Below are 13,712 nucleotides of genomic sequence, written 5' to 3' on the forward strand. Positions count from 1 at the left end.
ATATCGCTATTTATAAGAAAATGGAAGTCGTATTTTTTCCTGGTCTCTATGCTGATACTTCTTGGTGCTGCCATCTATCAGGCTGTGTCAGTCGGTATTGACGGTAGTACAATGACGGTCTACAAGACACCTGTGGATATCTATATATCATGGATCGGAGGAGGCTCGAGAGATAATATTGCCTATTGGTATTATTTCCTTGGACCATTTATAGCTCTTGCATATTTTGTGATAAGCTTTTCATGGGAAAGAGAAAAGGGATATCTGGTACAGACAGGAATACGTCTTGACCGTAAGCATACGGCATTGGTAAGGGGGATTTACGTTTTTATTGGAAGTGCGGCTGCTTTTATAGTGCCAGAGCTTATTAATATGGCTATGATCGCAGTTATACGTCCTGCTTTGCTTCCTGAGCCGCTTGTTGCAATAGGACCGGCATCGGACTTTATAGGAGCAGGCCTTTATTATACACACCCTCTTGTCTATATACTGCTTTATATTCTGTTTGATGGCTTGGCTGTTGGGACAATGGGTCTTATTGGGGCCGTGATCACGCTGATAGCCGACAATGGTGTTGTATCCATGGGCATACTGTTTGGTATCTATTATCTGCTGTTTCTGGTAGCTGGATTTACGGACAACAGTGATTTCTCTCCAGCCCAGTTCCTTATACCAGGGACTGGACTTGGGACTGTATGGCCATTGATATTGATAAGCGTAATCGCCATTGTGTGTATTCTGATCATTGTTTACAGCGGAGAACGACATGAGGACATTTAAAGGGTTTATACCTTTGGTGACATGCATCGTACAGGCAGCGACAATAGTTATTTCTGTTATGACAGAGAACCATGCTCAGATGCCCGTCTCATTCAGGAATTACTCCTTTATGGATATGTATGTTCAGATAAACAGCGCTACAGGAAGTTTTTTTACATCACTTTTTCCTATGCTGCTCGCTCTTTTTCTGATATGCTCGATGGGAGAAAATATCCATGAGCTTTTCTGTTACGGGAGCAGGAAAAGGATGTATTCAGTAACCAGTAGAAGAATAGCGGCCTATTCCTGCATTTATGTACTGGCAGATATTATTTCTACAGGAGTGATCTCAGTAATATATAAAAAGCCTTTTTGCAACTGGCTTGATCCGGGAAGCTATTATACGATGGTGACTGGAGAGGTAAACAGATATGCTGCCTTAATATTCATAGTTCAGACCATGCTTCTGATAATAAGGACCCTTACATATGGGAATCTACTTTATAGTGCGTCAGGAAGAATACGTATAGCAGCATTTTGTGTATGCGCCACACTTGGAGTGCTGGATTTCCTCCATCTGCCTATACCGCTGTTATCCGGGATCAGCTCACTTGATTATTCATTCTGGAGAAGCAGTGGCTTGATACGATCTGCAAGGATAGGCTTATGCATGGTGATATATGTAGTTTCATTGAATATGGCATACAGACAGAATATCCGAAAGGAATACTATTAGATGTATATTGAGATAAAAGACTATACTAAAGTGATAAAGGGAGCAAGGGTACTTGATGACATAAACACTGCATTTGACAGAGGCCATATCTACGGGATACGTGGAAGGAACGGATCAGGAAAAACCATGCTTCTTAGGGCTATATGCGGACTCATATTCCCTGACAAGGGATCTGTAAGTATAGATGGAATGGTAATAGGAAAAGACAGGGATTTTCCGGAAAGCTGTGGCGTGCTTATAGGATATCCTGAATTTATTCCCTATCTGTCTGCCTATGAAAATCTGAAACAGCTCAACCGTATAAGGAAGCTTTCATCCGATGAGAGGATAAAAGAGGTACTTGAGGAGGTTGGTCTGGACAGTAATTCGTCCAAGATATTTCACAGCTTTTCTATGGGGATGAAGCAGAAGCTCGGAATAGCGGCAGCATTGATGGATCATCCGGCCCTGATCATACTTGATGAGCCAACTAATGCGCTTGATCAGGAGAGTATCGACAGGCTTCATGACATTCTGCTAAAAGAAAAGGAAGGTGGTGCCTGCATACTTGTATCCTCACATGACAGGGAAGAACTGTCAGAGCTTTCGGATCATATAATCTCAATGGATTCTGGGAGGATCGTAGAATGAAACGAAAGTATATTGTGATCATTTTTTGTCTGATACTTTTGATGGCGCTATGGGGCAGGCTCATTATCAGATGTAATGAGAAGACTCCGAAGGCAGAAGAGATAAAGACCAGGATGGGTGAATGGGGACGCCTGACTGATGACGTGCTGATCCGCTTTAAGGACGTGAAGATAATGACATCTCAACAGGCTGAAGGAAAATATGGAAGCAGGCTGACAGAGAATGTCGATTCGGATGGTGTGGATTACATGACATTTGTAGTATCAGGAGAGGCAGAAAATACAGGGAGTAAAAGAAGGGATGCTTATCTTTATGACCTGTATCTGGAAAATGATTACTATTCCAATGGTATAGCACAGGATATTCAGTCTCTTCTCAATACACCGGATGTCACCTTGAAGCTGGACAAAAATGAGACCAGAGATTTTTGCATCGGATATATAATCTATAAGAATCAGTTCAGGCCGGCTGTCTGGAAACATATAAAAAATATGGATTGGAGACTGGTGGGCGAGCATTACCCGAAAAAAAGGATATTCGAGCTGGATGCTTCAGCGCCCGGCAATTCTGACAAGCAGGAAACAGCCAAAGAGGACTCTGATGCGGAAAATGCCACTATAGTAAAAATGGCCAATGGTGCACAGTACTGTAATGAAGGAGAGTGGATCAGGGTAAAGAACCTGTCAGTGCGTGTGAATAGGAGCTACTTTACAAAAAAGCAGGATGGATGGGTAGACCTTGCAGAGGTAATGCCGGACCATGAGGCCGATGGGACTATAAAAGGCCCATATACATATCTTGTTGTAGATCTAACCTTTAAGCAGAAAAAAGGCACTGATTCACTTGGGTTCTGCTCCTTTTCAGCCATGCATTACGCAAAGGGTGATCTTCATCCTGCGTGCATCACGCTGACATCATCCACATATTTTTCTGATCATATGACCAGAGAGCAGAGAGAAGACAGGGATGTCCTTCTAACACAGATAAACACAGGAAAAGAGGTTCATACAAAGGTAATCTATACACTTGATGATGCTGATGATATAAGGGATGACAACACCTATGCTCTTCAGGTTACTACGACCGGTCAGATGCCGGAAAATGATAAGCCCAATAACTACAGACTGATATTACTTAAACCGGAAAAGGAGACCTGAGGGTCTCTTTTTTTATTTAGAAAACCAGCCAGATACCGGTATAAAAAAGAAGCTTTTAATTCATCATACTTTGCGTTATTATGTAGCTATGATTACTATAGATTTGATAACAGGCTTTTTAGGCTCAGGAAAGACTACATTTCTCAAGAAGTATGTCAGATACCTGCTTTCACAGAAAGAAAATGTATGTGTGCTCGAGAATGACTATGGAGCCGTAAATGTAGATATGATGCTTCTCTCGGACCTCTATGACGAGGGATGCGATGTGGAAATGGTCGCCGGTGGCTGCGACAGCGACTGTCACAGAAGGAGATTCAAAAGCAAGCTGATAGAGATGGGTATGCTCGGCTATACGAGAGTTGTGGTAGAGCCGTCCGGTGTATTCGATGTGGATGAATTCTATGACAGTCTTCAGGAGGAACCGCTGAACCGATGGTACAGGGCAGGATCGCAGATTACAATTGCAGATGCAGGACTTGCTCTGCCTCTTTCTGATACCTCCAGATATGTATTCGCCTCCGAGGCTGCAAATGCCGGCAGGATAGTGATAAGTAAGGTCCAGCAGAATCCTGCCGATTCCAGTGACAGGATAATTGCTTATTTAAATGAATCCCTTGCCGCGATAAGCTGTGACAGAAGGATTACAAGGGATGATGTGATCTCAAAGGACTGGAGTGAGCTTTCTGATAAGGATATGCAGCTTATTGAAAATGCGGGCTATAGGGATTATTCATTTGAGAAGCAGCAGGTCCTCGATGAGCACAGATATGAGTCTCTTTATTTCATGGAAAAGGGATTTTCGGCTGATGATCTGAAGGAGAAGGCAAGGACAGCTATAGATGATCCCGCATGCGGAGGAATAATCAGAATAAAGGGCTTCTGCGGGGATCGAGGCAGGGGCTTTACTGAAATAAACGTCACTAAGGATGATCTTACTGTAAGACCGGTAAAGGATGGACAGGACATAGTCATAGTGATAGGGGAGGGACTCAGAAAGGAGAGGCTTGCACAGATATTCGGCGAGCCGGCGGAAATCCATGCAGACTGACAGACACGGGCTCCTTCGCGTTGCCAGGGCAGCTCTCCATTTCTGGGAGGAGCCATGTATTTCCGGGACAAGTGGTTCTGGCGCGGTCTTTTTCTGTGGATGCGGACTTCAGTGCGTTTTCTGTCAGAACTACAGGATAAGCCGTGGAGGCGCCGGGAAGAATATCACTACAGACAGGCTTTCGGATATTTTTCTCGAGCTTGCTGAAAAGGGAGCTGATAATATCAATCTGGTGACAGCCGGACATTTCATCCCGCAGGTGACAGATGCTCTTATCAGGGCAAAGGACAGGGGACTTTCTATTCCAGTGGTCTACAATACCTCATCATATGAGAGGGTGGAGGACATAAGACGGCTTGACGGACTTGTCGATGTATATCTTCCGGATTTCAAGTTCATGGATAATGAACTGTCGCAGAAATACACAAGGGTAAGTGACTATCCGGAAACTGCTAAGGAAGCTATCCGGGAGATGGTGCGTCAGACCGGGGAGGCGGTTTTCTATATAAAAGGGGAAAAAGGCAGACTTGACGCAGAGGAGTATAATGAATCAGGAGAGGCTCTGATGAGTCATGGCAAGGAGGTGCTGATGCAGCGTGGTACCATAGTAAGGCATCTTCTGCTGCCGGGATCTGCAGATGATTCGAAGAGGATAATCAGATATCTGCACGACACCTATGGTGATACTATATTCCTTAGCATCATGAATCAGTATACACCTATGCCTCAGACTGCTTCTGATCCGCTGCTTGGCAGAAGGGTAAGGGACAGCGAGTATGATGAGGTTATTGATTTTGCTATAAGCGAGGGAGTATGCAATGCCTTCATTCAGGAGGGCGATGTCGCAAAGGAAAGCTTCATACCTGATTTCGATACGAATCAGGGAGTTTAGATTCAGGAGGAAAAGATGGCTTGTACAACACTTCTTGTAGGGAAAAACGCATCCTGGAACGGATCGACTATGATAGCAAGGAACGATGATTCCGGTTCAGGAAAATTTACAGCAAAGAAATTCACAGTAGTAGAGCCCGAGGACCAGCCAAGGGAATATGAATCTGTGATCTCGCATCTGCATATCACTCTGCCGGATGATCCGGTCAGATATACGGCTATGCCTAATGCGCTTAAAGGAGAGGGAATCTGGGCTGCCTGCGGGATCAACCAGTATGGAGTTGCAATGACAGCTACGGAGACCATCACCTCCAATCCGAGAGTGCTGGGAGCAGATCCTCTTGTGGAATATCAGAAGAAATGGGAGTCCGATAACCTCTACTTCGGTACCGATTCTGTAGTCGAGGAGGAGGGAGAGGATCAGGAGAAGGCTGGTGGAATAGGTGAGGAGGATCTCGTTGTCATTACTCTCCCTTATATACATTCTGCCCGTGAGGGTGTCAGGAGACTAGGAGAGCTGCATCAGACCTATGGTACCTATGAGGAAAACGGAATAGCTATTTCTGATAAGGATGAGATCTGGTGGTTTGAATCAGTGGGAGGACATCACTGGATAGCAAGGAGGGTCGATGATGACGGAGTTGTCGTGATGCCTAATCAGCTGGGTATCGACAGCCTTGATATCGATGATGCACTTGGAGAGCAGGTAAGCAATATGTGTTCACAGGATCTGCTTTCATTTATAGATAAGAATCATCTGGATCTTGAGAACCATTATGATGACGATGAATTCGACAGCGACATGGAAGATGACGAGAGCAGCGATCACTATGTGATAAATCCGCGTATAGTATTCGGAAGCCATGACGATGCAGACCATGTCTATAATACTCCAAGAGCCTGGTATATGCTGCGTTATCTGGAGGGTAAGGATATGTACGAGGGTGACGAGGCTATCTACGGACCTGAGGATGATGACCTTCCCTGGCAGGTATTTCCGTCAGTAAGGCTTGCTCCTGAGGATGTGAAGTATCTGCTTTCGTCCCACTATCAGGGCACAAGATACGATCCTTATCTCAGCTATGGCGACAAGTCCTCTGCCGGAGCCTATCGTTCTATCGGTATCAACAGGAATGATTTCCTGGGCTTTGCGGAGCTGCGTAGCGGCGCTGAACCGATCGAATGGGTAGCATTCGGAAGCAACGCATTCAACGCTATGGCCCCGTTCTATACGAATGTCTCAAGGATACCTGACTATCTGTCGAATACCACCGGAAGAGTGTCAACTGACAATTTTTACTGGACCTCAAGACTTATAGCTGCTCTTTCTGATGCTTCCTATGGAAAATGCCAGAATGTGATCGAGATCTATAATGAGAAGGTCATGTCAAAGGCGCATGCTATAATAAACAGATTCGATGAGAGACTTGCAGAGACCCGTGATACAGACAGGCAGGCCATATGCGAGGAGGCAAACGACCAGATAGCTGATATGCTTAAGGACGAGGCAGACAAGGCTCTTGCCAAGGTTCTTTTCTTCAGGAGCAATGACATGAAAAACCAGTATGCCAGATCGGATCACTGAGGCCGGCTTCTTTAACTGCACGGTGAGTTTGGAGGTGCGAGGTGTGAGGTGTGAGGTGCGAGGTGCGAGGTGTGAGGTGCGAGGTGTGAGGTGTGAGGTGAGAGGTGTGAGGTGTGAGGTGAGAGGTGTGAGGAACGCTAAGTGACTTACCATGGCAACAGCAGATGATCATACGCTTATCTTTGAAAGCTCGATCAATATACCCCAGAAAACACCGACCAGATATAGGAGCAGAGTGATGCGTATATTCTCCTTGGGATGATGGTGGTTAGTGCGGAAAAGAACCAGAAGACCTACACCGGCTCCAACAAGGAGGCCTGCTATCATTGCTCCAAATGACATCATACCAGACAAATATAGCTGGGTTAATACCACAGAGGCACCGCAGTTAGGGATCAGACCAATAAGTGCAGCCAGAAAAACGCTTAGTACAGGAATGGCATTTAAAAATCCGGCTATGCGTTTAGCGCCAAGGGCATCCACGAGGATAGTCAGAATAAAGGCGATCACGAAGATGAAGATCACTATATGGAGAGTATGGGTAAGTGCGGCTCTTATGATCCCGCCCTTTTCTGAGTCCTTATAATCGGCATGCTCTTCTGTACAGAGGTCGTGGATATTCTTTTTGGGATCATTTCTGAATCTGGTGTGACGGATTACAGCATCAATCGACAGGCCGGAGATTATTCCAATAACAGCCTTGATAAGAAGGATAAGAAGAATCCTTTTCAAAGCGACCTGCTCGGAGATGAATATAGGAAGCATCTCGTCTGAGGTCGACAGGAATACAGCAAGCATTGTGCCGACAGAGATAAGGCCTCCTGAATAGAGACTTGCGGCACTGGCCGAAAATCCGCACTGGGGAACTATGCCGAAGAGACCGCCGAACAGGGGACCGGCCTTACCCATATCGGCAAGGATCCTGCTGGTCTTTTGGCCGGCATGGTGCTCCAGAGCTTCCATAAGCAGATATGTAACAAATAGAAATGGTATAAGCTTTGCTGTGTCTATAAGCGAATCAATTAAAGCGTCAAAGATCATTGACATGTATTTTCTCCTTCCTTTTTCCTGCACTCATCACAGAGGCCGACAAGAACTGAATATCCGCAGTCAAGTAAAAAACCGTGATCCTTTTGCAGGTGGGACTGTATGTTTTTCATGAAAGCACAGTCCAGATGTATCACCCTTCCGCAGCTTTTGCAGTAGAGGTGGAGATGGTGGGGACAGTCATGGCCGGCAGACAGATACTGATAGTATTTCTCACCCTTGTCACAAAGCCTGTGCCCTCTGATCGTACCTGCCTCCTCAAGGCGGTCGAGATTCCTGTAGACCGTAGCCTGATTAATCGTAAGACCGTCAGAGCGCATCCTCTCCAGAATGTCTGATGCGCAGATCATCTCATCCTCATGCTTACTGAAAAAATCCCTGATCCAGCTCTTATACTGTGATCTGTAGTCCTTCACTGTTTTCTTCCTTTCCTTGAGTGACATTTGCAAACGATTCGCAGCAATCCTTATTATACACATTTGCGAATGATTTGCAAGAAGCAAATAAAAAAATCCCGCCCGGGTTTTCCGGGCGGGACTAATAACATCTATTTAGTGGAACTGCCTGTTTACAAGAGGAGAAAGCAGCGGGTAGAGGACAGCAGCGATTATTACCCCGAATACTGCCTGAAGCAGATTTGCCGGAATGCCGGCAGCACTTGCGGCAAGAGCTGCGTTAAGTGATGATGGATCAAGCCCTCCCTGAGATGTGAATGCTGTAAGGAAGGTCTCGAAGACGAAGTAGCCTATTATCATGAAGGCCTCGGCGACGACTCCGCCGGCGATCACAGGGATCACATTCCTTCTGTTCTGGGTAAATCTCTGGATCAGGCCAACGAGACCGGAGGCGATGGCAGCTACCAGAGCCTTAATCACGAATGTCGCAGGGACGTAGGTGATGTATCCGCCGATCAGATCAGAGAGCATGGAGCCGAAGCCTGCTGCAAGAGAGCCCCAGAAAGGTCCTAAAAAGATGCCGGACAGGAGTACAAATCCGTCTCCAGGATGTATATAGCCTTTTGTGATAGTAGGAACCTTGATCAGATAAGTTCCAAGGAAGGTAAGCGCGGCAAAAAGCGCAGCTGTGACAGCGACTCTAAGCCTTGAAGCTGATACTGATTCCTGATTTTTGTTTATCGATTCATGTGTAACCATTCTGATACCTCCATTTCAGGTCCAATAGATTTTCCTTGAATTATACTCAGATTATGATACCATGGAAATATCCAGTTTTTAAATATTTGATATGACCAGTTGGAGGCAGATGGATCTTTATGAGGAATAATGAACCAGCATATTTAAGGATATATTACAGACTTCGTGATGCAATAGTAAGGAAGGCATTCAGATATGGCCAGAGACTTCCATCAAAGCGGGCTCTTGCTGAGCAGACCGGCCTTTCAGTGATAACTATAAGTCACGCGCTTGAGCTCCTTGTCGATGAGGGATATGCAGTTGCAAGAGAAAGAAGTGGATATTATGTAAGCTATAATGACGCGGACCCCTTCCTTTCCCAGGAGGAAAGGCCAGAGCCTGTAAGAAGCGGGGAAGTAAGAGAGGAGTTTGTCATGCCGCCCGTCCCGGAATTCTCCTTTAATTCCTATGCAAGGGCGGTAAGGAAGGTCTTAAATGATGAGGGAGAGAGGCTTTTTGTGAAGTCAGAGAATCAGGGAAGGACTAATCTGCGTCAGGCCATTGCAGCATACCTGTCGAGAAACAGGGGGATCAATGTGAGTGCAGATCAGATTCTGGTAGGAAGCGGAGCTGAATACCTTTACGGTATGGCTGTTTCCATGCTTGGAAGGGATATGATATATGCCGTCGAGGATCCGTCCTATCAGATGATAGAAAAGGTCTACAGGCAGAACGGGGTAGCCGTGGAGAAGCTTCGGATGGGAGATAACGGTATAGAAAGCCGTGAGCTTAAAAGAGCTGAGGCAGGTGTCTTACATGTGACACCATTCCATTCCTATCCCTCAGGAGCAACTGCCGATGCCAGCAAGAGGACGGAGTATGTGAACTGGGCAAAGGCAAGGGAAGGCTATATAATCGAGGATGACTATGATTCGGAATTTTCAGTAAAGAGTAGGAGGGAGGATACGCTTTTTTCCATGGAACCAGAGGAGCATATCATTTATATCAACACCTTCAGCAGGACCATCTCTCATGCAACAAGAATAGGCTACATGGTTCTTCCTGAGAAAAAGGCGGCAGCGATGCTTGAAAGGATAGGGTCATATTCCTGCTCTGTACCGGTGCTCGACCAGGAGGTGCTAAGAGAGCTTCTCGATTCAGGAGAGTTCGAGAGGCATATAAACAGGGTCAGGAGAATACTAAAGAAATGAAAAGCGTTTTTTGTTGAGTTCCACTGGTATCTAATGTATAATATGCTCATTGGAGGAAACGGTAATGGGTTTTAATGAGGATTTCGGACGGACCTGTGATCAGATAATAGACAGGGTAACAGACGCAGTAAAGAATGGAAACTATTCCAATCTTAGCTCAGATATCACAGATACTGTAAAGCGCAATATGAGCTCTTCCGCCTACAGGCCATACAGACAGCCGCAGACGGCTAATCCTTATATAAGGAATAATACTATGCAGCAGGTGAACGAGTCAAAGCTGCATTCGACCCCTTTCATGACAAGACCTGCTGACACATCAGCGCTTTCCGCGACTGCGGGACTTCTTCTTGGCTTTACAGTTGTGAATTTCATTGTCGTTGCTGTCTTTATCATCCTGGCGCTGGTTTCCGGTATGGTTCCCTTTCTTGGAGGAGGGCTTAGGATCCTCTTTATAGTGGCAGCCTGTGTGTTCGGAGGCCTCGGCGGAGTTTTTATCCATTTCCTGAGAAAGACTAACAGACAGAAGCAGGCCAGACTGATATTTAACCGATACAGACAGATACTCGGCAACAGCGAATATGCCTCGATCGATGATATTTCTGCAAGGGCGGGAGAACCCCATGAGAAGGTCATAGAGGATCTTAAGACCATGATGGGAGCAGACCTGCTTCCGGGGGCCTCGGTTGATCCTGAGGAGACGACGCTTATTCTGTCGCAGTATGCCAGAGGACAGTACAAGGCTCTTTTATTTAACCAGTCACAGAAGGCTGAGGCAGAGAAGGGTCTTCCGGAGGAGGCTGTAGAGCTTTTAAGACAGGGCGATCAGTATATAGCCAGAATCCACAGGGCAAATGATCTGATTCCTGAGGAGGGTATGTCAGAAAAACTTGACGATCTTGAGGACATAATGAAAAAGATCTTTGCGGAGGTTCGCAGAAGCCCTGAGAAGAGAGATGATCTGCGCAGGCTGATGGATTATTATCTGCCGACTACAATGAAGCTTGTGGATGCATATTCCCAGATGGAGACCAGGCCGCAGACCGATAATATCTCCTCGACAAAGCAGGAGATAGAGAATTCTCTCGATGTGATAAATGAGGCATGTCGCAAGCTGTTTGATACTATGTTTGAGGAGGAAAGCTGGGATATCAGTTCAGATATAAATGTGATGAAGACAATGATGAAGCAGGACGGCCTTGTAGATGACGGGGCATTTGATACTGATAACAAGTAACAGAAAGGAAAAGGGCAATGACGGAAACAAAGGAAGAAACAGGATTCACACTTGAGTTTGAGGCAGCTCCGGAGGCACCGGATGTTACAGCCGGGAAGGGGGCGGAGGCTGTAAATGTGACAGAGGATATGACGAAGGAGGCAGCTCTTACTACAGAGGAGGAGAAGCAGGTTGATGCCTTTGTCGAGAAGATCGATATAACCAATACCTCGGCAGTAATGAATTACGGAGTGGGCACACAGAAGAAGCTTGCGGATTTCTCACAGAAGACTATCGATAATGTGAGGTCGAATGATGTCGGGGAGGTCGGGACCATGCTTTCAGACCTTGTGACCCAGCTCAAGGATTTCGATGTCGATGACAATGAAAAGGGGATAAGGGCTTTCTTTAAAAAGCAGGCCAATAAGGTTACTGCCCTGAAGGCAAAGTATGCGACAGTCGAGAAGAATGTATCGACGATCGTAAAGGAGCTTGAGAAGCATCAGGTCACTCTCCTCAAGGATATCGATGTACTCGATCGTATGTATGATCTGAATCTCAACTATTTCAAAGAGCTTACCATGTATATAATAGCGGGAAAGAAAAAGCTGGAGCAGGTCAGGGCAGGGGAGCTTAAGGAGCTTCAGGATAAGGCTGCAGCGACAGGACTTCCTGAGGATGCACAGAGGGCCAAGGACCTTGCTGACAAGTGCAACCGTTTCGAAAAGAAGATATATGATCTGGAGCTTTCAAGGACGATAGCTCTTCAGACCGGACCTCAGATCAGGGTAGTGCAGACTGCCGATACGGAGATGGCAGAGAAGATCTCGTCCACCATTGTGAATACTATACCGCTCTGGAAGAACCAGATGGTGATCGCTCTGGGAATTGAGCATTCGACTCAGGCCGCAAAGGCAGAAAACGAGGTCAACAACATGACAAATGAGCTGCTCAAGAAGAATGCCGACAAGCTTCATGTGGCTGCGGCAGCCTCAGCCAGGGAGGCCGAGCGTGGAATAGTAGACATAGAAACTCTCCGCCATACCAATCAGGAGCTTATCTCTACTATTGATGATGTGATAAATATACAGAGGGATGGGGCAGAAAAACGCCATGCCGCCGAGGCAGAGCTTTCTGACCTTGAGGGACAGCTCAAACAGAAGCTTCTTGAGGCTTCAAAAGGCTGATGTTGTAAATACAACATACAATAATGCCCCAGGGGAGTATACTGTAGCCGTAGTTTAAAAGAAAAGCAGCAAAGGCTGCCTTAGTATCAGATAAGGAGGTTCTGAAATGGGTGTTCATATGAGAAAGGCCGCTATGATCGGCTGTGGATTTGTAGGAAGCGCAAGCGTTTATTCGCTTATGCAGGCTGCTGTTTTTTCGGAGATAGTTCTTATCGATGCAAATAAGGACAAGGCAGAGGGTGAGGCGCTTGATATAAGCCATGGCCTGCCTTTTGCAAAGCCTATGGATATATATGCCGGGGATTATCCTGATCTTGCTGACGCCGGAGTCATAATTATAAGTGCCGGAGCAGCCCAGAAGCCAGGTGAGACGAGGCTTGATCTGGTAAAGAAGAATACAGCTATTTTCAAATCCATTATCCCTGAGATAGTCAGATACAATAAGGACGCAATAATGATAGTCGTTGCAAATCCTGTGGATATCCTGACTCAGGTTGCCCTTAAGCTTTCAGGCTATCCGAAGAACAGGGTATTCGGCAGCGGTACCACCCTTGATTCGGCAAGGTTCAAGTATCTCCTGGGCCAGCATCTGGATGTGGACAGCAGGTCGATCCATGCATTTATAATAGGTGAGCATGGTGATTCGGAGATCGCTGCATGGTCGTCTGCAAATGTATCAGGAGTTCCGATCCACAAGTTCTGCGAGATGAGAGGCTATACCGATCACGATGCTGAGACGGCCCGCATAGCTGAGGAGGTCAAGAATTCTGCTTATGAAATCATCCAGAAAAAAGGCGCGACTTACTACGGTATCGGAATGAGCGTCCGCAGGATCTGCGAGGCAGTGGTAAGGGATGAGAAGTCGATCCTTCCTGTTTCTTCATATATAGAAGGAAAGTATGGTCTTGACGGTGTATGCCTGTCCATGCCTGCGATAGTAGGCTCTGACGGTGTAGACAGCCTTATTCCATATGAGCTTTCGGATGAAGAACTAAAGGAGCTCCATAAATCAGCAGAGACACTGAAGGAGGTCATGGATAGCCTTGACCTCTGATAGACAGAGCAGATAAGCCGCCTGTATACTTTGTACTTCACATAGTACTTTCAAAATG

14 protein-coding genes are annotated in these 13,712 nt (G+C 46.1%); 11 read left to right on the forward strand and 3 right to left on the reverse strand.

Translation table 11 applies throughout. From position 1 onward, the window contains the following. The first annotated feature begins 48 nt into the window (after positions 1-48). The 7 genes from ACTNCK_RS03785 to ACTNCK_RS03815 all read left to right on the forward strand — a co-directional run bounded on the left by ACTNCK_RS03785 (position 49) and on the right by ACTNCK_RS03815 (position 6,806). Complete coding sequence (locus ACTNCK_RS03785) at positions 49-780, forward strand: hypothetical protein (protein ID WP_441081051.1); 732 nt, start codon at positions 49-51, stop codon at positions 778-780. Next, entirely contained in the window at positions 767-1,495 is a 729-nt protein-coding gene (locus tag ACTNCK_RS03790) for a hypothetical protein (RefSeq protein WP_441081052.1), read from the forward strand. Before ACTNCK_RS03785 ends, ACTNCK_RS03790 begins: the two co-directional genes overlap by 14 nt. Beyond that, positions 1,496-2,125 (forward strand): ABC transporter ATP-binding protein, encoded by a 630-nt coding sequence (locus ACTNCK_RS03795; protein WP_441081053.1) that lies wholly within the window; start codon positions 1,496-1,498, stop codon positions 2,123-2,125. Next, positions 2,122-3,282 carry a hypothetical protein gene (locus ACTNCK_RS03800; RefSeq protein WP_441081054.1) on the forward strand — a complete coding sequence of 387 codons (1,161 nt, stop codon included), beginning with the start codon at positions 2,122-2,124 and terminating at the stop codon, positions 3,280-3,282. The genes ACTNCK_RS03795 and ACTNCK_RS03800 overlap by 4 nt, the downstream gene beginning before the upstream one ends. An 88-nt stretch (positions 3,283-3,370) precedes the next feature. After that, positions 3,371-4,330, forward strand: coding sequence for a GTP-binding protein (locus tag ACTNCK_RS03805; protein ID WP_441081056.1), 960 nt, complete (start codon positions 3,371-3,373; stop codon positions 4,328-4,330). Then, positions 4,320-5,222: a radical SAM protein gene (locus ACTNCK_RS03810; protein WP_441081057.1), complete on the forward strand. Its 903-nt coding sequence runs from the start codon at positions 4,320-4,322 to the stop codon at positions 5,220-5,222. Before ACTNCK_RS03805 ends, ACTNCK_RS03810 begins: the two co-directional genes overlap by 11 nt. Before the next feature lie 15 nt (positions 5,223-5,237). Next, positions 5,238-6,806 (forward strand): C69 family dipeptidase, encoded by a 1,569-nt coding sequence (locus ACTNCK_RS03815; RefSeq protein WP_441081058.1) that lies wholly within the window; start codon positions 5,238-5,240, stop codon positions 6,804-6,806. Positions 6,807-6,974: 168 nt separating this feature from the next. Here ACTNCK_RS03815 and ACTNCK_RS03820 read toward each other — a convergent pair whose 3' ends face one another. The 3 genes from ACTNCK_RS03820 to ACTNCK_RS03830 all read right to left on the reverse strand — a co-directional run bounded on the left by ACTNCK_RS03820 (position 6,975) and on the right by ACTNCK_RS03830 (position 9,007). Further along, the gene (locus ACTNCK_RS03820; protein ID WP_441081059.1) at positions 6,975-7,853 is read right to left on the reverse strand and encodes a putative manganese transporter; all 879 of its coding nucleotides are present in this window, start codon (positions 7,851-7,853) and stop codon (positions 6,975-6,977) included. Further along, a complete protein-coding gene (locus ACTNCK_RS03825; protein ID WP_441081060.1) occupies positions 7,844-8,296 on the reverse strand; it encodes a Fur family transcriptional regulator in 453 nt (150 codons plus the stop codon). Before ACTNCK_RS03825 ends, ACTNCK_RS03820 begins: the two co-directional genes overlap by 10 nt. A 108-nt stretch (positions 8,297-8,404) precedes the next feature. Beyond that, positions 8,405-9,007, reverse strand: a complete 603-nt coding sequence (locus ACTNCK_RS03830; protein WP_441081061.1) for an ECF transporter S component — start codon at positions 9,005-9,007, stop codon at positions 8,405-8,407. Between the two features lie 119 nt (positions 9,008-9,126). On the opposite strand from ACTNCK_RS03830, the gene pdxR reads away from it, so the two are divergent. The 4 genes from pdxR (at position 9,127) to ACTNCK_RS03850 (ending at position 13,654) form a co-directional block, all read left to right on the forward strand. Then, positions 9,127-10,197 (forward strand): MocR-like pyridoxine biosynthesis transcription factor PdxR, encoded by a 1,071-nt coding sequence (pdxR, locus tag ACTNCK_RS03835; RefSeq protein WP_441081062.1) that lies wholly within the window; start codon positions 9,127-9,129, stop codon positions 10,195-10,197. A 64-nt stretch (positions 10,198-10,261) separates the two neighbouring features. After that, positions 10,262-11,434, forward strand: coding sequence for a 5-bromo-4-chloroindolyl phosphate hydrolysis family protein (locus ACTNCK_RS03840; RefSeq protein WP_441081063.1), 1,173 nt, complete (start codon positions 10,262-10,264; stop codon positions 11,432-11,434). Between the two features lie 17 nt (positions 11,435-11,451). Continuing rightward, positions 11,452-12,600: a toxic anion resistance protein gene (locus ACTNCK_RS03845; protein ID WP_441081064.1), complete on the forward strand. Its 1,149-nt coding sequence runs from the start codon at positions 11,452-11,454 to the stop codon at positions 12,598-12,600. A gap of 106 nt (positions 12,601-12,706) precedes the next feature. After that, on the forward strand, positions 12,707-13,654 hold the full coding sequence (locus ACTNCK_RS03850; RefSeq protein ID WP_441081065.1) for an L-lactate dehydrogenase: 948 nt from the start codon (positions 12,707-12,709) through the stop codon (positions 13,652-13,654). Positions 13,655-13,712: the final 58 nt, after the last annotated feature.

It is taken from the genome of Candidatus Weimeria sp. HCP3S3_B5, from assembly GCF_052064335.1.
GTDB lineage: Bacteria > Bacillota > Clostridia > Lachnospirales > Lachnospiraceae > Weimeria.

Excerpts from the sequence above, each read along its gene's own strand:
- ACTNCK_RS03785 (WP_441081051.1), top strand. The coding sequence starts at position 49 with ATGCTGATACTTCTTGGTGCTGCCATCTATCAGGCTGTGTCAGTCGGT.
- ACTNCK_RS03790 (WP_441081052.1), top strand. The coding sequence starts at position 767 with ATGAGGACATTTAAAGGGTTTATACCTTTGGTGACATGCATCGTACAG.
- ACTNCK_RS03795 (WP_441081053.1), top strand. The coding sequence starts at position 1,496 with ATGTATATTGAGATAAAAGACTATACTAAAGTGATAAAGGGAGCAAGG.
- ACTNCK_RS03800 (WP_441081054.1), top strand. The coding sequence starts at position 2,122 with ATGAAACGAAAGTATATTGTGATCATTTTTTGTCTGATACTTTTGATG.
- ACTNCK_RS03805 (WP_441081056.1), top strand. The coding sequence starts at position 3,371 with ATGATTACTATAGATTTGATAACAGGCTTTTTAGGCTCAGGAAAGACT.
- ACTNCK_RS03810 (WP_441081057.1), top strand. The coding sequence starts at position 4,320 with ATGCAGACTGACAGACACGGGCTCCTTCGCGTTGCCAGGGCAGCTCTC.
- ACTNCK_RS03815 (WP_441081058.1), top strand. The coding sequence starts at position 5,238 with ATGGCTTGTACAACACTTCTTGTAGGGAAAAACGCATCCTGGAACGGA.
- ACTNCK_RS03820 (WP_441081059.1), bottom strand. The coding sequence starts at position 7,853 with ATGTCAATGATCTTTGACGCTTTAATTGATTCGCTTATAGACACAGCA.
- ACTNCK_RS03825 (WP_441081060.1), bottom strand. The coding sequence starts at position 8,296 with ATGTCACTCAAGGAAAGGAAGAAAACAGTGAAGGACTACAGATCACAG.
- ACTNCK_RS03830 (WP_441081061.1), bottom strand. The coding sequence starts at position 9,007 with ATGGTTACACATGAATCGATAAACAAAAATCAGGAATCAGTATCAGCT.
- pdxR (WP_441081062.1), top strand. The coding sequence starts at position 9,127 with ATGAGGAATAATGAACCAGCATATTTAAGGATATATTACAGACTTCGT.
- ACTNCK_RS03840 (WP_441081063.1), top strand. The coding sequence starts at position 10,262 with ATGGGTTTTAATGAGGATTTCGGACGGACCTGTGATCAGATAATAGAC.
- ACTNCK_RS03845 (WP_441081064.1), top strand. The coding sequence starts at position 11,452 with ATGACGGAAACAAAGGAAGAAACAGGATTCACACTTGAGTTTGAGGCA.
- ACTNCK_RS03850 (WP_441081065.1), top strand. The coding sequence starts at position 12,707 with ATGGGTGTTCATATGAGAAAGGCCGCTATGATCGGCTGTGGATTTGTA.